The sequence below is a fragment of the Mycobacterium triplex genome, assembly GCF_000689255.1.
Lineage (GTDB): Bacteria > Actinomycetota > Actinomycetes > Mycobacteriales > Mycobacteriaceae > Mycobacterium > Mycobacterium triplex.
The window spans coordinates 2,820,269-2,839,299 of the sequence record NZ_HG964446.1; the positions used below are offsets into that span (position 1 = coordinate 2,820,269).

Consider the following 19,031-nt stretch of genomic DNA (forward strand, 5'->3'; position numbering starts at 1 on the left):
TGTAGTTGTTCGGTCCGGCAAAGGCGGATCACGCGTATTCTGACGGCATGGCGATCGCGCTGAGCTGGCTGATCTTCGCGCTGGCCCTTGCCGGTGCCGAGGCTCTGACGGGCGATATGTTCCTGTTGATGTTGGGCGGCGGCGCGCTCGCCGCCTCGGCCACCGCGTGGTTCACCGATTGGCCGATCCTGGCCGATGGCGCGGTGTTCCTGGTGGTCTCGGTCCTGCTCGTGCTGCTGGTCCGGCCCGCGTTGCGGCAGCGGATGACGCCGAAGTCGCTGCCGACCGGCATCAAGGCGCTGGAGGGCAAAAGCGCCCTGGTGCTCGGCCGGGTGGCCCGCGACGAGGGCCAGGTGAAACTCGACGGGCAGGTGTGGACGGCGCGTCCGTTCAACGACGGCGACGTCTACGAGCCCGGCGAATCGGTCACCGTCGTGCACATCGACGGCGCGACGGCGGTGGTCTTCAAGCACTAGAAGACGCTGCGAGAGAAAGGAACTGCGGTGGAAGGTGCGGTTGCAGGTTTGGTGTTGCTGGCCGTCCTGGTGATCTTTGCGATCATCGTGGTGGCCAAGTCCGTCGCGTTGATCCCGCAGGCCGAGGCCGCGGTGATCGAGCGGCTGGGCCGGTACAGCCGCACGGTCAGCGGACAGCTGACCTTGCTGGTGCCGTTCATCGATCGCGTCCGGGCGCGGGTCGACCTGCGCGAGCGGGTGGTGTCGTTCCCGCCGCAGCCGGTGATCACCGAGGACAACCTGACGCTCAACATCGACACCGTCGTCTACTTCCAGGTCACCGTGCCGCAGGCGGCCGTCTACGAGATCAGCAACTACATCGTCGGCGTCGAGCAGCTCACCACGACCACGCTGCGCAACGTGGTCGGCGGCATGACCCTGGAGCAAACCCTGACCTCCCGCGACCAGATCAACGGCCAGTTGCGTGGTGTGCTCGACGAGGCGACCGGCCGCTGGGGCCTGCGGGTCGCCCGCGTTGAGCTGCGCAGCATCGACCCGCCGCCGTCGATCCAGGCCTCGATGGAAAAGCAGATGAAGGCCGACCGGGAGAAGCGGGCGATGATCCTGACCGCCGAGGGCACCCGGGAGGCGGCGATCAAGCAGGCCGAGGGCGCCAAGCAGGCGCAGATCCTGGCCGCCGAGGGCGCCAAGCAGGCCGCGATCCTGGCCGCCGAGGCCGACCGGCAATCCCGGATGCTGCGCGCCCAGGGTGAGCGCGCCGCGGCCTACCTGCAGGCCCAGGGCCAGGCCAAGGCGATCGAGAAGACGTTCGCGGCGATCAAGGCCGGCCGGCCCACCCCGGAGATGCTGGCCTACCAGTACCTGCAGACGCTGCCGGAGATGGCGCGCGGCGACGCCAACAAGGTGTGGGTGGTGCCCAGCGACTTCAGCGCGGCGCTACAGGGTTTCACCAGACTGCTGGGCACGCCGGGCGAGGACGGGGTGTTCCGCTTCCAGCCGTCGCCGGTCGAGGACGTGGCCAAGCACGCGGCCGACGCCGACGACGCCGAGGTGGCCGATTGGTTCTCCACCGAGACCGATCCCAAGATCGCCCAGGCGGTCGCCAAGGCCGAGGCGATCGCCCGCCAGCCGATCGACGGCCAGCCGCCGGAATTGACCCAATAGGATTGCCGGATGACTGTTTTGACTTCACCGAAGACGTATACGGCGCTGGGCGCGTTTCACGCCGTCGACGCCGTGTTGTGCGGTGTCCAGATCGCCCCGATCCGGAAAATCCTGGATGACGTCGGACTCCCGGAGAACGTCAGGCCCGTGCTGCCGGTGGTGAAGGCCGCCGCCGCGGTCGGCTTGCTGTCGGTCACCCGCTTTCCCGCCCTGGCGAGGCTGACGACGGCGATGCTGACGCTGTATTTCGTGCTGGCGGTGGGTGCGCACGTTCGGGTGCGCGACAAGGTCGTCAACGGTCTGCCGGCCGCGCTGTTCTTGGCCCTGGTCGCCGCGATGACGGTGAAGGGTCCGGACCGCACCTAGTCGAGGCGCAGCTCGACCAGCGGCAGGACCTCAATGTTGCGGAACCACTGCGCTTTTCGGCCGAATCCGGAGGCGACGACGTAAGTGTCCGGCCTCCGGTGGTCGACCCCGATGCTCGAGCATCAGCATGCGTGAGCCGAACAGCGCGCCCGCCCGGGCTCGATAGATCCAGATCGGCGCGCGGACCAGCGGGCGGGACCGCAGCACCCACCCGGCCGCTCGGGCGAGGAGTGAATGTACTTGTGCCACTTACGTTGTCACGGCTGCGGCTCGAGAGGAGCCGACGACGGCTGCGCGTGCGGGCCCGGCGGCAGCGGGGGCGCGGGCACGACGCTGGGCGCGGGTGCGGTCGTCGGCGCGAAACTGGTCGTCGAAGGGGCGGGCGGCGCGGGATACCCCGGCGTTTGGGACGAGAACGGTGGCGGGTAAGGCGGCGGGGGCAGCTGGACGCGGATCGTGAACACCAGACCGGTGACCGCGAAGGCGGCGATCGCGCCGACGATCAGGCCTGCCAGCCCGGCAGCGACCAGTGCGGCGGTGGAAAATCGCCGACCGGGTGCGCCGGTGTCGGTTTTCTCGGAGGTCATGTCGCTCCCGTCAGGGCGGTCCGGATGGTTGTGCGGTCATGGCGGTCAGATGCCATTGGTCCAGCCACGGCTGTACCAGCTCGGCAACCGAGAATTTCGCCGGGGCCAGGCATCCCGCGTTGGGGTTGGCGGGATTGCTGCCGCGGATGTCGATGCCGACGGCGGTGGCGGCGCCGTCGTCTTGCATGAGGTACACCGGGCCGCCGGAATCCCCGCATTGTCCGCCCGCCGCGAACGAGACCTTGCTCTCGGTGACGTCGAGGATCGCCCCGCATTCGGCCTCACCGCTGCTCATGCCGAACTTGCACAGCTGCTGTCCGACCGACAGCGCCGTGGTGACCCCGGTGATCGGCAATCGGGCCGCGACGGCCGGGCTCTGCGGGATGTGGTCGCCGTCGAGCATGATCAGGCCGATGTCGTGCTGCTCGTCGTGGACGCCCTCGTTGACGGTCCGGACGAACGTGCCCAGCTTTGCGTACGGCAGAATTCCGCCGAGGTTCATCACCACCTTGGTCGGCTTGCGGGGCCGATTGCAGTGACCGGCGGTGAGTACGCCGGCCTCGCCGCCGCTGGTGCGCACCAAAAAACCAGCCGTACAACCCATTCCGCCGGAACCGTCGGCGTATTCGACGTAGATGCCCGCTCCCGGCCCGACGGCAGCGGACGCCGGCAACGCGATCGGCGTCAGGTCGGGCTGCGCGGTCTCCGCAGTGTGCTCGACGTCCTTGGGCGCCAGCCAGATGGCCGTCATACACACCACCGCTGCGAACGCGGCGCCGATCGTCAGCCACGAGGCCCGCGTGCGATCCCGTGGTGCCGGCGGGTATCGGATCGCCGGCGAGGCGAACACGCCGCCGTTCGGAACGCGGTACAGCTTGATCCGGTCGAGCAGGAACGACAGGACCGCAACGGCCACCGATGCCAGGGCGCCCAGCAAGAGCATGAGGAGCCCGGCGCGCGACGGCTGCAAGCTGAAGCTCGCCAGCTGCTGCGCGTAGACCCGCTCCATTGCATAGATCTTTCAGGCAACGGGCGGCGCGCTCAACAAAACGGCGCGGTTAGCCGAAAATGACCGGTTCGGGGGCGGGCTCGTCGGGCTGCGGGCGGTGGTGATGGCGGCGGTAATGCCGTATTTCCAGGAACAGCCCCGTGAGCCCCAGGGCACCGGTGACCAACGACACCAGGAACAGCAGCGGGCTGGGGTGACCGGCCAGCGCGTCGCCGAGAAAGACCACCGCGGCGGTACCGGGCAGCAGGCCGGCCAGCGTGGCCAGCGTGTACGGCAGGATGCCGACAGCCGACGCCGCGGCCGCATAGTTCACGACGGAGAACGGCAGCACGGGAATCAACCGCAGCGACAAGACCGACACCCAGCCCCGCTCGCGCAGGCGTTCGTCGGCCCGGTGGATCGCGCGGTAACGAACCAGCCGGTTCAGCCGCCATCCCGCGGCGCGGACCAACAGCAGCGCCAGCACCGCGCTGGCCGTGCTGGCGACCACCGCGATCAGCACACCCAGCGCCGGGCCGAACAGCAGGCCCGCGGCCAGGGTGAACGCCGTGCGGGGGACCGGTACCACGGTGACGACGACGTGCGCGACCAGAAATGCCAACGGGAACCACGGGCCCAGCGATTGGGCCCAATCGCGTAGCTGCAGCGCGCCGGGCAGCGGGATCCACAGCGCCACGGCAACCAAGACTGTGATAACGACCACTGCCGCCAGAGCGCGCGGCCGGGACAGCTGGCGCACGCTGATCACCAGCGCGCGCGAGAGACTGCGCAGCGTGCTGGTGGTTTTGGCGGTGGCGGGACTCGTCACGCCACCCAACGTTACGGGCCAGAAATGAATTACTTGTATCCCAGGCCTGGTGTTTCGCGGTTGCCCCGGCCCGATCGACGCACCGCGCGGTTTTTTGGCGGCGGGGGCAATCAATTAGCCTGATTAGCGAGTTGCGTGTCCTCCGCAACTTCACGCAACGTTGCCAATAGCTGCGAAAACAGGAGCAGTCGGTGTCCATTGATGTACCCGAGCTCGCCGACCTCGAACAGGTTCGTGAGCGCTGGCGCACCGCGGTTGCCGGTGTGCTTGCCAAGAGCACCCGCAAGGAACCCGCCGAGTTGGGCGACCAACCCGAGCAACTACTGGACACCCCGACCTACGACGGGTTCGCCGTCCGCCCGCTCTACACCGCGTTCGACGAGCTGCCCGAGCCATCACTGCCCGGGGTGTGGCCGTACCTGCGGGGCGCGGACCCGTTGCGCGACGTCAAGTCCGGCTGGAAGGTGGTCGAGGCGTTCCCGAGCGCCGGAGCCGCCGCCGCCGAAACCAACGCGGCCGTGCTGGGTGCGCTCGGCGACGGCGTCAGCGCACTGCTGCTGCGAGTCGGGCAGGACGGCGTCGCGCCGCGGGAGCTCGGGGTGTTGCTCGAAGGCGTCTACCTGAGCATGGCGCCGATCATCCTCGAGGCCGGAGCCGACTATGCGGCCGCGGCCGACGCGATGCTGTCCCTGGTGGCCGAGGTCGAATCCGATCAGCGCGCCACCCTGTCGATCGACCTGGGCGCCGATCCGCTGACGGCGGCGCTGAGCGGACGCCCCGCGCCGTCGATCGACGACGTCGTCGCGGTCGCCTCCCGGGTGACCGGCGAGCACGGCGTCCGGGCGATCACCGTCAACGGACCCGCATTCCACAACCTGGGCGCCAACGCGACCTGGGAGCTGGCCGCCGGTATCGCGGCCGCGGTCGCCTACCTGCGCGTGCTCACCGAGTCGGGGATGCCGGTCCGCCGGGCGCTGGGTCAGATCAGTTTCCGGCTGGCCGCCGACGACGACCAGTTCATGACGATCGCCAAAATGCGTGCCGTGCGGCAACTTTGGGCGCGGGTCGCCGACGTCGTCGGGGAGCCCGACGCCGGTAGGGCGATCGTGCACGCGGAGACGTCGCTGCCGATGATGACCCAGCGCGACCCCTGGGTGAACATGCTGCGCTGCACGCTGGCCGCGTTCGGCGCGGGTGTCGGCGGCGTCGACACCGTGCTGGTCTACCCGTTCGACATCGCGATCCCGGGCGGTTTTCCCGGCACGGCACGAAGCTTCGCCCGGCGCATCGCGCGCAACACCCAGCTGCTGTTGCTGGAGGAGTCGCACGTCGGCCGGGTGCTGGACCCCGCCGGCGGATCGTGGTTCGTCGAGGACCTCACCAAGCGGATCGCCGAGGGCGCCTGGGAACATTTCCAGGCCGTCGAGGGCCGCGGCGGATTCGTCGAGGCGCGTGAGCACATCGCCGAGGCGATCGCCGACGTCGCCGCGCGGCGTGCCGACGACATCGCGCATCGGCGCACCGCGATCACCGGCGTCAACGAATTTCCGAACCTCTCCGAACCCGCACTGCCGCACAGCGATTCGATCGGCCGGCCCGATGTCGGAAACCTGCGGCGCTACGCCGCGGGATTCGAGGCGCTGCGCGATCGCTCGGATGCCTTCCTCGCCCGCACCGATTCCCGCCCCAAGGTGCTGTTGCTGCCGCTGGGCCCGCTGGCCGAGCACAACATCCGCACCACATTCGCGGCGAACCTGCTGGCGTCGGGCGGCATCGAGGCGGTCAACCCGGGAACGCTCGACGCCGACGGGGTCGCCGCGGCGGTGTCCGACGCGGGATCGCATGCGGCGGTGGTGATCTGCGGCACCGACAAGCGCTACGCGACCGAGGCGGCGGCGGTCGTAGACGCCGCGCGCAACGCCGGAGTGTCGCGGGTCTATCTGGCCGGACCGGAGAAGGCGGTCGCCGATACCGATCCGCAGCGCCGGCCCGACGAATACCTGACGGCCAGAATCAATGCGATCGAAGCCCTTTCGGATCTGCTCACTCGGTTGGGGGCCTGACACGATGACGACGTCTACTCCTGTGATCGGCAGTTTCGCCGGCATCCCACTGCACGGCGATCGGGAGGGGCGCCGCCCCACCGAGGCCGCCGTGGACGAGCACGTCGCCGCGGCGGCCGCGGCGCACTGGTACACGCCCGAGGACCTGGTGTGGCACACGCCGGAAGACATTGCCGTCAAACCGGTTTACATTGCCGCCGATCGTGCCGCCGTCGAGGCCGACGGCTACCCGTTGCACAGCTTCCCCGGTGAACCGCCGTTCGTGCGCGGCCCGTACCCGACGATGTACGTCAACCAGCCGTGGACAATCCGGCAATACGCCGGTTTCTCCACCGCCGCGGAGTCCAACGCGTTCTACCGCCGCAACCTGGCCGCCGGGCAGAAGGGCCTGTCGGTGGCCTTCGACCTGGCCACCCACCGCGGCTACGACTCCGATCATCCCCGCGTGCAGGGTGACGTCGGAATGGCAGGTGTGGCAATCGATTCCATTCTGGACATGCGGCAGCTGTTCGACGGCATCGATCTCTCCAGCGTCTCGGTGTCGATGACGATGAACGGTGCCGTGCTACCGATTCTGGCGCTGTACGTGGTGGCCGCCGAGGAGCAGGGGGTGCCCCCGGAGAAGCTGGCCGGCACCATCCAGAACGACATCCTCAAAGAGTTCATGGTGCGCAACACCTACATCTATCCGCCCAAGCCGTCGATGCGGATCATCTCCGACATCTTCGGCTACACCAGCGCCAAGATGCCGAAGTTCAACTCGATTTCTATCTCCGGCTATCACATCCAAGAGGCCGGCGCCACAGCGGATTTGGAGCTGGCCTACACCCTGGCCGACGGCGTCGACTACATCAAGGCCGGGCTGGACGCCGACCTGGACATCGACAAGTTCGCGCCGCGGCTGTCCTTCTTCTGGGGCATCGGGATGAACTTCTTCATGGAAGTCGCCAAGCTGCGGGCCGGCCGGTTGTTGTGGAGTGAACTGGTCAGCCAGTTCAACCCGAAGAGCGCGAAATCGCTGTCGTTGCGCACACATTCGCAGACCTCGGGCTGGTCGCTGACCGCGCAGGACGCGTTCAACAACGTCGCCCGCACCTGCATCGAGGCGATGGCCGCGACCCAGGGGCACACCCAGTCGCTGCACACCAACGCACTCGACGAGGCGCTGGCGCTGCCCACCGACTTCTCGGCCCGGATCGCGCGCAACACCCAGCTGGTGCTGCAGCAGGAGTCGGGCACCACGCGGCCGATCGACCCGTGGGGCGGCTCCTACTACGTGGAGTGGCTGACCCATCAGCTCGTGCAACGGGCACGCGCCCACATCGCCGAGGTCGCCGAGCACGGCGGGATGGCCCAGGCCATCGACGACGGCATCCCCAAGCTGCGCATCGAGGAGGCCGCCGCGCGCACCCAGGCCCGCATCGACTCCGGGATCCAGCCGGTGGTCGGGGTCAACAAGTATCAGGTGGAGGAGGACCAGGAGGTCGAGGTCCTCAAGGTCGAAAACAGCCGGGTGCGCGCCGAGCAGCTGGCCAAGTTGAAAGACCTACGGGCGAACCGGGATTCGCAGGCCGTCGAGGCCGCGCTGGCCGAGTTGACGCGGGCGGCCGCCGCGCACGGCCGCGCCGGGGAGGACGGCCTGGGCAACAATCTGCTGGCCCTGGCCATCAACGCGGCGCGGGCCAAGGCCACCGTCGGGGAGATCTCGGACGCGCTGGAGAAGGTGTACGGCCGTCATCAGGCGGAGATCCGTACGATCGCCGGCGTCTACCGCGACGAAGCATCGGGAGGCGGAAACATGACGTCCTTCTCTGACGCCACCGAACTAGTCGAGAAGTTCGCCGAGGCCGACGGCCGCCGGCCCAGGATCCTGGTGGCCAAGATGGGCCAGGACGGCCACGACCGCGGGCAGAAGGTGATCGCGACGGCCTTCGCCGACATCGGGTTCGACGTGGACGTCGGATCGCTGTTCTCCACCCCCGAAGAGGTGGCCCGCCAGGCCGCCGACAACGACGTGCATGTGGTCGGGGTGTCTTCGCTGGCCGCCGGACACCTGACCCTGGTGCCGGCGCTGCGCGAGGCGATGGCCGAGGTGGGCCGGCCCGACATCATGATCGTGGTCGGCGGCGTCATTCCGCCCGGCGATTTCGACGAGCTTTACGCCGCGGGGGCCGCCGCCATCTTCCCGCCCGGGACGGTGATCGCCGACGCCGCGATCGGCTTGCTGCACAAGCTCGCCGAGCGGTTGGGCTACGACCTCAGCTAGATGGCCGGCTGCAGAACTGCCGCGAGACTGCAACTACCAACGCCGCCACTCGCGAAACGCGTCGGTAGTTGCAGGCTCGCGGGGTGGGGAGGGCGATGAGCTCCCGAGACCTCGCCGACGCCATTCGCGGCGGCGACCGTGCGGCGCTGCCGCGGGCCATCACGATGCTGGAATCCACCCGCGCCGACCATCGCGAGCGGGCGCAGCAGTTGCTGCTGGATTTGCTGCCCGACTCCGGCAACGCCCACCGGGTGGGCATCACCGGGGTGCCCGGGGTCGGCAAGTCCACCACCATCGAAGCGCTGGGCATGCATCTGATCGACCGCGGCCACAAGGTGGCGGTGCTGGCGGTCGACCCCTCCTCGACGCGCACCGGCGGCTCGATCCTGGGCGACAAAACCCGGATGTCGCGGTTGGCGGCGCACCCGAACGCCTACATCCGGCCATCGCCGACATCGGGGACTCTGGGCGGTGTAGCAAAGGCTACCCGGGAGACGGTCGTGCTGCTGGAGGCGGCCGGTTTCGACGTGATTTTGATCGAAACCGTCGGCGTCGGCCAGTCCGAGGTGGCCGTGGCCAACATGGTCGACACCTTCCTGCTGCTGACCCTGGCCCGCGCCGGCGACCAGCTGCAGGGCATCAAAAAAGGCGTGCTGGAGCTGGCCGACATCGTGGTGGTCAACAAGGCCGACGGTGAGCACCTGCCCGAGGCGCGCAAGGCCGCCCGGGAACTCTCGTCGGCGATCAGACTGATCTACCCGCGCGAAACCCTTTGGCGTCCACCGGTTCTCACGATGAGCGCGATGGAGGGTAGCGGTCTGACCGAGATGTGGGAGACGGTCGAACGCCATCGTCAGGTACTCACCGAGGCCGGGGAGTTCGAAGCGCGGCGCCGCGCGCAGCAGGTCGACTGGACCTGGCAGATGGTCCGGGACACGGTCTTGGATCGGGTGTTGTCCAACCCGGCGGTGCGCAAGATGCGCGCCGAGCTCGAGCGTCAAGTCAAAGCCGGCGAGCTGACGCCCGCGATGGCGGCCCAGCAAATACTGGACGCCGCGTCTCGCTAACGGAAAGGTAAATTAACCGGATTTGTGCATCCGATAGGCCGATCCGAAGTAAATTCAAAATTGTGACGGTAGACAACGGGGTCGATCGCCGCACGAACCCCTCCCACGATGTCCCTGACGCAGGTCATCGTGTGTTCGGTGCGGTGGACCCAAACTTCTCTTGCGTTGTACGCGGTTTTTCGAGCATGTTCCCCGGCCGCCGCTTCGGCGGTGGCGCGCTGGCGGTCTACCTCGATGGCCAACCTGTTGTCGACGTGTGGACGGGCTGGTCGGACCGAGCGGGCCAGGTGCCCTGGACGGCCGACCGCGCGCCGATGGTCTTCTCCGCGACCAAGGGCATGGCTGCGACTGTCATCCACCGGCTCGCCGATCGGGGCCTGATCGACTACGAAGCCCCGGTTGCCGAGTACTGGCGGGCGTTCGGCGCCAACGGCAAATCCACGCTCACCGTTCGCGAGGTGATGAGGCACCGCGGCGGTTTGTCGGGCTTGCGCGGCGCAACGCAGGAGGATTTGCTGGATCACCTGGTCATGGAAGAGCGGCTGGCCGCCGCGCCGCCCGGACGCTTGCTGGGTAAACCGGCCTACCACGCGCTGACCTTCGGCTGGCTGATGTCCGGGCTGGCCCGGGCCGTCACCGGCAAGGGTATGCGGACGCTGATTCGCGAAGAACTGGCCGAGCCGTTGGGCACCGATGGCTTACACCTGGGCCGCCCGCCCGCCGACGCCCCGACCCGGGTCGCGGAAATCATCATGCCGCAGAACGTCATCGGCAATCCGGTCATCGGCTACGCGGCGCGCAAGATCGCCATGGAGCTGTCCGGTGGCTTCCGGTCGCTGTACTTCCAAGGCGTCATGGCGGCGGTACAGGGCGACATTCCGCTGCTGGACGCCGAGATGCCGGCGGCGAACGGGGTGGCGACGGCTCGCGGGTTGGCGCGGATGTACGGCGCCATCGCCAACGGTGGTGAAATCGACGGCACCCGGTTCCTGTCGCCGGAGATCGTCGCCGGGCTGACCGGGCGACGCAGCCTGAAGCGGGACCGAAACATCATGGTGCCGTTGTCATTCCACCTCGGATATCACAGCGTGCCGTTCGGCAATGTGATGCCGGGCTTCGGGCACGTCGGGATGGGCGGGTCGTTCGGGTGGGCCGACCCCGCGTCGGGGCTCGCCTTCGCGTTCGTGCACAACCGGCTGTTATCTCCGTTTTTGGTGCTCGATCATTCCGGAGTGGCCACGCTGGGCAATCTGCTCCGGGTGGGTGTCGGCAAGGCCCGCAAGCGCGGTTTCCGGCCGGTCACCGAATTCGGGGCGCCATTCAGCGAGCAGGGTGCGGTCGCCGGTTGAGGCCCGTTCGCTCTTGAGCGAAAGTTTCTGTCCCGCAAGCGATAACGAGTCGCAGTTCCAGCTCGTCGCGTCTTCGTCCGGAATTTTGTTGAGGGCGTTGGCTTTTCGCAACAATTAGTTCGAGGATGTCGAGAATAGGGCACGCCGAACGGCGTTTGACAGCCCGTGGTGGCCGCTTGTCAACCGCAACGGCGTCCGTCCGGACCCACAAGGCAATTGCCGGGCGATGTCGCAAACCGGGCTATTGCGCTAGCCGTCACCGATATGATCGACGCGGACCACATCCCGGCAAAATGCCGGTGACCTAGTGCCACTGCAGACGAACGGGAGACGTCGGCTCTTGTCAACATCCGTGCTCATCACTGGCGGAGCAGGATTCATCGGGTCCGCGCTGTCGCATACCCTGGTCAAAGCCGGTTACGACGTCGCTGTAATGGATGTCTTGCACCCGCAGGTGCACGCCGCGGGCAAACCGCTCGACCTGCCGCCGTCCGTGCGGGTGTTCACCGGTGACGTCACGCACGCGCCCGACTGCGATGCCGTGCTCCGGTTGTTCCGCCCCACCCAGATCGTCCATTTGGCTGCGGAGACGGGAACGGCGCAATCGCTGTCCGAGGCCACCCGGCACGGCTCGGTGAACGTGGTGGGGACGACCGCGCTGCTCGATGCCCTGAGCCGCTCGGGACACGTGCCTGACCAGCTCGTCCTGGCGTCGTCGCGGGCCGTTTACGGCGAGGGCGCCTGGCAATGCGGCACGCAGATCTTCTACCCGGGGCCGCGCAGCCACGCGCAGCTGGTGGCCGGTCAGTGGGACGCCCAGGGACCCACCGGCGAAACCGGTGTGCCACTTGCCAGCTGCGCGGGTCGGACAGAGCCGCGGCCCAGCAACATCTACGCGGCCACCAAGCTCGCCCAGGAACACATCTTGGCTGCCTGGGCTGCGGCGCGTGACACAAACCTCAGCGTGTTGCGGCTGCAGAACGTCTACGGGCCGGGCCAGTCGCTGACCAATCCGTACACCGGGGTGGTGCCGTTCTTTGCGCAGGTATCACGCGAGAAACGCGCCTCGGAGGTATACGAAGACGGCCGCATCGTGCGCGATTTCGTCTATATCGAGGACGTCGTCGACGCGCTTTTCGCCACCGTGCAGGATCCCGCGACGGGCGCACGGTGCCTCGACATCGGGTCGGGCGTCGCAACGACGATCCACCAGCTGGCCACGAAGATCGCCGCCAACTTCGGTGCTCCCGAACCGGTTATCACCGCGAAATTCCGCGACGGCGACGTACGTGCCGCCAGCTGCGACATCGAGCCGGCGCAGCGCGCTCTGCGTTGGCGCCCCCAGTGGTCGCTGGACGACGGATTGCGGGTACTGCTCGAGTGGATCGGCGAGCAGCTCGAATCCTCTTCGGCGGCAGATGATTCCACGCTCAAGCCCGACCACCCGGTAGCCCAGCGTGCGGGACGGCCCTGACGGGGGATCTCCGCTTCGAGTCTTAGGACCGTGAACATGAGTCGACGCTCAAGTTACCCGCTCACCACAGTGAGCGGCGCTGATCAACTTCCGCCGCTGAGGCGGCGTCGCAACGTTTGCCCACGACGCGATGGGAATGCCGCCCGATTCGAAGCAATCGAGTGATTCATTCAGTAAATCGGGGTGATTCGCTCTAATGTAGCCCGAGGACAGGGAGGTGATCCGGTGGGTGGTGTGGCAGTCGGCGGACAGTCGGTGGATCGGACGACCGTCCATCGCCTCTGGAAAGCGATTGTCGTTGCCGGCGCGCTTATCGTGGCTGCGGCGTGTTACTACGTGCCGGTCCTGCTCGCCCTCATCGGCGTCATCCTTTTGTCGCTCGTAATTGCGCGCTTGGCTTATCTGGGACAGCGTGACCGCTACATTCCCAACTTGTATGCGCGCGACACCAGGATCTATGACGAGGGATATCGCGCATTCATCCGCCGCACAATGTCGGATTTGCGGCGACTCCGCATTCGCAACCATACATTGCTGACGGAAGCGTCGAGTCTGGCCGGGCCGTCCCTAGGAGATTCCGACGAATTATTGCTGGATCTCGGCGTCTGGATCGGTTGGTCGACACGGCTCATATCGGATGCGAGCGGCCGGATGGTGTACGGCTTCGACAGTTTCGAGGGCCTGGTCGAGGACTGGAAACTCGAGGACCAGGTCGTCAAGCGTGGAACCTTTTCGCTGTCGGACCCCTTCGCGCAACGGTTCATCAAAGACACCGGCGTGGTGTTCCAGGAGGACGGTCTGCCGGCCGCCCTCGGGCGGAAAGTGCAGTTCATCAAGGGCAGCACCTACGACACGTTGGCGCCTTTCCTGGCCGAGCACCCGGGTGCACCGATCAGGCTCTTCCACATGGACCTCGACACGTACGAGAGCTGCCTGCACGCGCTCGAGACCTGCAAGGACCGCTTCGTCCCGGGGTCGATTCTCGTCTTCGACGAGTACCTGGTCACGAACGGCGAAATGCGCGCGTTTTACGAATTTCAGAGCCGCTACGAACTCGAATGGAATTACCGCGCCTGGGGTCTCGAAATGATGGAAATGAACATCGAACAGGTACAGTCCCGCTGGATGCGAATGCTGTATTACTCGGTCACGATCCCGATCTTCTGGCTGTTGGGTGAGGGGCGCTTTGCGTCGATGTGTTTCCGCAAACCATTCTGGCGTTTCTGGTTGGGCGCGCCGGTAGGCGACATACTTTTCCTGCTCGGCGCCGTCGGCTCACGCAAGTCGGTCAGCCTGGAGATCACCGGTCTGGGCAAGCTCGCCCGGGTTCGCTAGTCTCGCGGTGGCAAACCCGCGGGTGTTCGCAGCCTTGCTCGCGATTGCGGGCGGTCAACGCCCCTGGTGAGTCTGGGTGCCGATAGTCTCTGACGGTTGGCCGAAGTCGGTGACCGGCCAGGCGCTGGCCGGTCAAGGGGGGTTGATGGAAAACTGTGAAACGCCTTGGTGACGTCGCTCGGCGTCTAGGCTCCTTGACTGGGAGTACTGACATCCGAAGAGAGGGAAAGTTTTGACCGTGACCGATACCGACTCGCGGTCTGCGTATCTTGATCTGCTTCGTCGTGACCTGACCCGTTACGGTCAGGACGAGCTAGTACCGGTGGGGTCCTATCGCCTGGGGCGGGCGTTGTTCAATACCCGCAATTTCATGCTGGTGCGTAAGCGGCCGTTTAACGAGTACGCGCGGGATCGGGGCCTGGACTGGCCCGCGGATGCGTTGACCATGATTGGGATGCAGCGGCTTACGAGTTTGCAGCACTGCGTGGAGACTGTTCTGGCGGACGACGTTCCGGGTGATCTGGTCGAGTGCGGCGTGTGGCGCGGCGGGGCGTCCATCTTGATGCGCGCGGTGTTGGCGGCCTACGGTGACGAGAAGCGGCGGGTGTGGCTGTGTGACTCATTCGCGGGTGTGCCCCCGCCGGATACGGCGAATTACAAAGCGGATAAAGGGATTCGGCTGCACCGCCACGTGAATGTGCTCGGGGTTTCCGAGGCCGTGGTCCGGTCGAATTTCGAGCGCTACGGGCTTTTGGACGACCAGGTTTGTTTCCTGCCGGGGTGGTTCAAGGACACGTTGGCCGATGCGCCGATCGACCAGATCTCGGTGCTGAGGCTGGACGGTGACCTGTACGAGTCGACGATTCAGGCCTTGGATGCGCTGTATCCGCGCTTGTCCTCCGGTGGTTACTGCATCGTCGACGACTACCACGTGTTCGGCGCGTGCGCGCTGGCCGTGAAAGATTACCGCGCGAAGCACGGAATAACTGCGGACATCGAGGAAATCGACGGCACCGGTGTGCTCTGGCGCAAGCCATAGTCACCGCATAACCGTAAGGCCTGGATTTGCAATGAAATTCGTGCTGGCTAACTACGGCACCAGAGGCGATGTCGAGCCGTCCCTCGTTGTCGCCCGTGAGTTGCAGCGCAGAGGCCACGATGTGCAGATGGCCGTCGCGCCTGACCTGATGGAGTTCGTCGAGGCGGCAGGGCTTCCGGCGGTGCCGTACGGGCTGGACACACGGACGTGGCTGGACGTCTACCGCAACTTCTGGACATCTTTCTTCAGCAGGTTCTGGCGGGTCCGGCAGCTGCGGCGGCTGTGGCACGAGATGTGGGAGCTCAGCGATCAATGCTGGCGCCAGATGAACACGACGCTGGTGTCGCTGGCCGAAGGCGCCGACCTGCTGTTCGCGGGGCTGAGCTACCAGGAGCCCGCGGCCAATGTCGCGGAGTACTACGACATTCCGCTGGCCACGCTGCACCACGTCCCGATGCGGCCCAACGGGCAGGTGGTGTCGTTTCTGCCGGCACCGCTGGCCCGCTGCGCGATGACGATATTCGATTGGTTCTGCTGGCGGCTGAACAAGAAGGTCGAGGACACACAGCGTCGAGATCTCGGTCTGCCGAAGGCGACCGGGCCCTCCCCGGGCCGGATCGCCGAACGGCAGTCCCTGGAAATCCAGGGCTACGACGAGGCGTGCTTTCCCGGGCTGGCAACCGAGTGGGCGAAATGGGACGGGCACCGGCCTTTTGTCGGCACGTTGACGATGGAGTTGACGACCGAGGTCGATGACGAGGTCGCATCGTGGATCGCCGCGGGCACGCCGCCGATCTGCTTTGGCTTCGGCAGCATGCCGGTCGAATCGCCGGCAGACACGATCGACATGATCAGTGCCGCCTGCGCGGAGTTAGGGGAGCGGGCATTGGTGTGCGCGGGCTGGAGTGACTTCAGCGGCGTCGCAGTCCCCGATCACGTCAAAGTGGTGGGCGCGGTCAATTACGCGAAGGTCTTTCCCGCGTGCCGCGCGGTCGTCCACCACGGCGGCTCAGGAACCACAGCTGCGAGCATGCGAGCAGGCGTCCCTACGTTGATTCTCTCGATGGACCCCAATCAGACGATCTGGGGGTCTCAGCTCAAGAAGCTGAAAGTTGGTACCACCCGGCGCTTTTCGAGCACCAACCGCGAATCGTTGGTCGCGGATCTGCGGCGGATCCTCGACCCCGACTACGCGACGAGAGCGCGTGCGCTGGCCGCCCGGATGACCAAACCCGCCGACAGCGTCAGCGCCGCCGCCGACCTGGTCGAGAACTTCGCGCGCGCGAAGCATTGCGCCTAATCGAGCGCGGGCCGTCCGTTGCCATATACGCTGACGATTGAATATCAAACGGCAGAACGGTTTTGATCTTGCCATCACACCGTCTGATGACGTCTTATCCCGCTGACTGTGAATACGAGGGGATCGGTGGCAACGGTGAATTTCGTGCCGAGCCGAATCGTGTCGGAACGCTGTAAACCAGGGGTTAACACGCTAGCCTTGGCTTGCCTAGGTCGGCGGGAAGTGATAGAGCTAGCCTCGCGATGAAATTTGCTCTGGCATGTTATGGAACTCGCGGCGATGTTGAGCCGTCGCTCGCTGCGGGTCGGGAACTGCTGCGCAGAGGACACGAAGTGCGCATGGCCATCCCGCCCAACCTGATTGGCCTCGCGGAGGACGCTGGGCTGTCAGCGGTCTCGTACGGGCCGGATATGCAGGCCTTCTGGGACGACGAGTTCCTCCGCAACTTCTGGTCGGATCTGCGCCGTGAACTCTGGACGATCCGGGGACCGATCAAGATGGTGCGCGAGGCGTGGGAGCCGGTGCTGCGCGCCTGGACGGACATGAGTACCACGCTGACGGCACTCACCGCCGGCGCGGACGTGTTGTTCACCGGCCAGCTGTACCAGGACCTCGCGATCAACGTCGCGGAGTATTACGACATTCCGATGGCAGTGCTGCATTACATCCCGATGCGGCCCAACGGCCAACTCATTCCGAACCTGCCTTCGCCGTTGGTCCGCGCCGGCATGACGGCGTACGACTGGCTGGTCTGGCGAATGAACAAGAGGGCCGAGGACGAGCAGCGCCGCAAACTGGGCCTGCCCAAGACCACGGCCTCCTCGCCGAAGCGCATCGCCGAGCGCGGGTCGCTGGAGCTTCAGGCCTACGACGCGGAGTGTTTCCCCGGGCTGGCTCGCGAATGGGCCAAATGGGGCGACCGGCGGCCCTTCGTGGGCACGTTGACGATGGGGTTGACGACCGACGCCGACGAGGAGGTCGCGTCGTGGATCGCCGCCGGAAAGCCGCCGATCTGTTTCGGCTTCGGCAGCATGCCGGTGAGTGAATCGCCGGCCGACACGATCGAAATGATCAGCGCGGCGTCCGAAGAACTCGGGGAACGGGCGCTGATTTGTGCCGGCTGGAGCGACTTCAGCGACGTGCCGCATTTCGAACACGTCAAGGTGGTGCCCGCGGTGAACTACGCGGCGACCTTCCCGCTGTGCCGCGCGGTGGTCCACCATGGCGGCTCGGGCACCACGGCGGCCGCCCTGCGTGCGGGAGTCCCGGCACTGATCCTGTGGACCGCGGGTGACCAGCCGTTCTGGGGCGGCCATCTCAAGCAGCTGAAGGTGGGTGCCGGCCGCCGTTTTTCATTGACCACCAAGGAGACGTTGGTCGAGGATCTGCGCAAGATTCTCGCTCCGGAGTACGCCGTCCGAGCCCGGGAACTCTCGACCCGGATGACAACACCCGAACAGAGCGTCAATCGCGCCGCCGATCTGCTGGAAAATTTCGGGCACACTGGGCGGTTCGCTTGATCGGCGATTCCGGAGCCGCGGTTTCGGGCAATCCCGCACTTCAACGCCGCGATTCGGGAGTCGGGCGCCGAGTACTGGGCTAGCATGCTTGGGATCGAAATGGACGGTTGCTCGATGCCTGGTGGTGCGGGATCGGACGACCGGTCGAGCGGGGGATTGACGAAAGACTATGAAACGCGTTGGTGACGTCGTTCGGCGTCTAGGCTCCATGACTGGGAGTGGTGGCATGCAAGGAGAGGAGCAGTTTTGACCGTGGCCGATACCGACTCGCGGTCCGCGTACCTCGACCTACTCCGCCGTGACCTGACCCGATACGGCCAGGACGAGCTGGTGCCGGTGGGGATGTACCGCCTGGGCCGACCGGTGTTCAACACCCGCAATTTCATGCTGGTGCGCAAGCGGCCGTTCAACGAATATGCGCGGGATCGGGGCCTGGACTGGCCCGCCGACGCGTTGACGATGATCGGGATGCAGCGGCTGACGAGTTTGCAGAAGTGTGTCGAGACGGTGCTGGGTGACGGTGTCCCCGGCGATCTTGTCGAGTGCGGCGTGTGGCGCGGCGGGGCGTCGATTTTGATGCGCGCCGTCTTGGCTGCCTATGGCGACGACACCCGCCGGGTGTGGCTGTGTGATTCGTTCGCGGGTGTGCCGCCACCCGACACCGCGAAGTACAAAGCGGACAAAGGGATTCGGCTGGACCGGCACGCGAATGTGCTTGGCGTACCCGAGGCTGTGGTTCGATCGAATTTCGAGCGCTACGGGCTTTTGGACGACCAGGTTTGTTTCCTGCCGGGGTGGTTCAAGGACACGTTGGCCGATGCGCCGATTGACCAGATCTCGGTATTGAGGCTGGACGGCGATCTGTACGAATCGACGATTCAGGCTCTGGATGCCCTGTATCCGCGGTTGTCTTCCGGCGGCTTCTGCATCATCGACGACTACCACGCGCTGGATGCGTGTGCGCAAGCCGTCGCCGACTACCGGGGGAAGCACGACATATCCGCTGAGATCGAGGAAATCGACGGCACCGGTGTGCTGTGGCGTAAGCCATAACCATTACACAAACGGATTCGTAAGCGGCCGAAAGCAACAGCTCGATCGGTAGGTCGCCACCACAGCGTTCGGCGCACGCCGTTCGCGTAAATCCATGCCTACGAAGGGGTTTGCTTTTCCATAGCACCACCCGACAGGTCAAATAAGTTGGCGGT

Annotated in this window: 16 protein-coding genes and 1 pseudogene; 13 read left to right on the forward strand and 4 right to left on the reverse strand. The window is 66.2% G+C overall.

The genetic code is table 11. The annotated features are described in order from the left end of the window. The first annotated feature begins 47 nt into the window (after nucleotides 1-47). The 3 genes from BN973_RS13245 to BN973_RS13255 are packed head-to-tail and all read left to right on the forward strand — an operon-like array spanning nucleotide 48 to nucleotide 2,006. Nucleotides 48-476 carry an NfeD family protein gene (locus tag BN973_RS13245; RefSeq protein WP_036468690.1) on the forward strand — a complete coding sequence of 143 codons (429 nt, stop codon included), beginning with the start codon at nucleotides 48-50 and terminating at the stop codon, nucleotides 474-476. A 27-nt stretch (nucleotides 477-503) separates the two neighbouring features. Next, complete coding sequence (locus BN973_RS13250) at nucleotides 504-1,640, forward strand: SPFH domain-containing protein (RefSeq protein WP_036468692.1); 1,137 nt, start codon at nucleotides 504-506, stop codon at nucleotides 1,638-1,640. A gap of 9 nt (nucleotides 1,641-1,649) precedes the next feature. Continuing rightward, on the forward strand, nucleotides 1,650-2,006 hold the full coding sequence (locus BN973_RS13255) for a DoxX family protein (protein WP_036468694.1): 357 nt from the start codon (nucleotides 1,650-1,652) through the stop codon (nucleotides 2,004-2,006). A gap of 8 nt (nucleotides 2,007-2,014) precedes the next feature. Here BN973_RS13255 and BN973_RS30490 read toward each other — a convergent pair. The 4 genes and pseudogenes from BN973_RS30490 to BN973_RS13270 all read right to left on the reverse strand — a co-directional run. Next, nucleotides 2,015-2,255: pseudogene (locus tag BN973_RS30490) on the reverse strand (PNPOx family protein); the annotation flags it as partial. A gap of 8 nt (nucleotides 2,256-2,263) precedes the next feature. Continuing rightward, a complete protein-coding gene (locus BN973_RS13260; RefSeq protein WP_051641243.1) occupies nucleotides 2,264-2,593 on the reverse strand; it encodes a hypothetical protein in 330 nt (109 codons plus the stop codon). A 10-nt stretch (nucleotides 2,594-2,603) separates the two neighbouring features. Then, nucleotides 2,604-3,602 carry a S1 family peptidase gene (locus tag BN973_RS13265; RefSeq protein ID WP_036468696.1) on the reverse strand — a complete coding sequence of 333 codons (999 nt, stop codon included), beginning with the start codon at nucleotides 3,600-3,602 and terminating at the stop codon, nucleotides 2,604-2,606. Nucleotides 3,603-3,651: 49 nt separating this feature from the next. Beyond that, nucleotides 3,652-4,410 carry a TVP38/TMEM64 family protein gene (locus BN973_RS13270; RefSeq protein WP_036468698.1) on the reverse strand — a complete coding sequence of 253 codons (759 nt, stop codon included), beginning with the start codon at nucleotides 4,408-4,410 and terminating at the stop codon, nucleotides 3,652-3,654. Between the two features lie 191 nt (nucleotides 4,411-4,601). On the opposite strand from BN973_RS13270, the gene mutA reads away from it, so the two are divergent. The 10 genes from mutA (at nucleotide 4,602) to BN973_RS13320 (ending at nucleotide 18,876) form a co-directional block, all read left to right on the forward strand. Beyond that, nucleotides 4,602-6,473, forward strand: a complete 1,872-nt coding sequence (mutA, locus tag BN973_RS13275; protein WP_036468700.1) for a methylmalonyl-CoA mutase small subunit — start codon at nucleotides 4,602-4,604, stop codon at nucleotides 6,471-6,473. A 4-nt stretch (nucleotides 6,474-6,477) separates the two neighbouring features. Beyond that, nucleotides 6,478-8,739 carry a methylmalonyl-CoA mutase gene (gene scpA / locus BN973_RS13280; RefSeq protein ID WP_036468702.1) on the forward strand — a complete coding sequence of 754 codons (2,262 nt, stop codon included), beginning with the start codon at nucleotides 6,478-6,480 and terminating at the stop codon, nucleotides 8,737-8,739. A gap of 95 nt (nucleotides 8,740-8,834) precedes the next feature. Beyond that, the gene (meaB, locus tag BN973_RS13285) at nucleotides 8,835-9,806 is read left to right on the forward strand and encodes a methylmalonyl Co-A mutase-associated GTPase MeaB (protein ID WP_036468704.1); all 972 of its coding nucleotides are present in this window, start codon (nucleotides 8,835-8,837) and stop codon (nucleotides 9,804-9,806) included. A gap of 62 nt (nucleotides 9,807-9,868) precedes the next feature. Continuing rightward, nucleotides 9,869-11,155, forward strand: coding sequence for an esterase/beta-lactamase LipL (gene lipL / locus BN973_RS13290; RefSeq protein WP_036468706.1), 1,287 nt, complete (start codon nucleotides 9,869-9,871; stop codon nucleotides 11,153-11,155). Nucleotides 11,156-11,507: 352 nt separating this feature from the next. Continuing rightward, a complete protein-coding gene (locus tag BN973_RS13295; RefSeq protein ID WP_036468707.1) occupies nucleotides 11,508-12,629 on the forward strand; it encodes an NAD-dependent epimerase/dehydratase family protein in 1,122 nt (373 codons plus the stop codon). Nucleotides 12,630-12,863: 234 nt separating this feature from the next. Next, nucleotides 12,864-13,964, forward strand: a complete 1,101-nt coding sequence (locus BN973_RS13300; RefSeq protein ID WP_051641581.1) for a class I SAM-dependent methyltransferase — start codon at nucleotides 12,864-12,866, stop codon at nucleotides 13,962-13,964. A gap of 232 nt (nucleotides 13,965-14,196) precedes the next feature. Further along, nucleotides 14,197-15,003 (forward strand): TylF/MycF/NovP-related O-methyltransferase, encoded by an 807-nt coding sequence (locus BN973_RS13305; RefSeq protein ID WP_036468709.1) that lies wholly within the window; start codon nucleotides 14,197-14,199, stop codon nucleotides 15,001-15,003. 31 nt (nucleotides 15,004-15,034) lie between these two features. Further along, entirely contained in the window at nucleotides 15,035-16,303 is a 1,269-nt protein-coding gene (locus BN973_RS13310; RefSeq protein WP_036468710.1) for a glycosyltransferase, read from the forward strand. Between the two features lie 242 nt (nucleotides 16,304-16,545). Continuing rightward, nucleotides 16,546-17,823, forward strand: a complete 1,278-nt coding sequence (locus tag BN973_RS13315) for a glycosyltransferase (protein ID WP_139830212.1) — start codon at nucleotides 16,546-16,548, stop codon at nucleotides 17,821-17,823. A gap of 246 nt (nucleotides 17,824-18,069) precedes the next feature. Then, a complete protein-coding gene (locus BN973_RS13320; RefSeq protein WP_036468712.1) occupies nucleotides 18,070-18,876 on the forward strand; it encodes a TylF/MycF/NovP-related O-methyltransferase in 807 nt (268 codons plus the stop codon). Nucleotides 18,877-19,031: the final 155 nt, after the last annotated feature.

Bases quoted from the DNA above. Each gene is read 5' to 3' on its own strand.
- BN973_RS13245 (WP_036468690.1), top strand. From the start codon at position 48: ATGGCGATCGCGCTGAGCTGGCTGATCTTCGCGCTGGCCCTTGCCGGT.
- BN973_RS13255 (WP_036468694.1), top strand. From the start codon at position 1,650: ATGACTGTTTTGACTTCACCGAAGACGTATACGGCGCTGGGCGCGTTT.
- BN973_RS13260 (WP_051641243.1), bottom strand. From the start codon at position 2,593: ATGACCTCCGAGAAAACCGACACCGGCGCACCCGGTCGGCGATTTTCC.
- BN973_RS13265 (WP_036468696.1), bottom strand. From the start codon at position 3,602: ATGGAGCGGGTCTACGCGCAGCAGCTGGCGAGCTTCAGCTTGCAGCCG.
- scpA (WP_036468702.1), top strand. From the start codon at position 6,478: ATGACGACGTCTACTCCTGTGATCGGCAGTTTCGCCGGCATCCCACTG.
- meaB (WP_036468704.1), top strand. From the start codon at position 8,835: ATGAGCTCCCGAGACCTCGCCGACGCCATTCGCGGCGGCGACCGTGCG.
- BN973_RS13310 (WP_036468710.1), top strand. From the start codon at position 15,035: ATGAAATTCGTGCTGGCTAACTACGGCACCAGAGGCGATGTCGAGCCG.
- BN973_RS13315 (WP_139830212.1), top strand. From the start codon at position 16,546: ATGAAATTTGCTCTGGCATGTTATGGAACTCGCGGCGATGTTGAGCCG.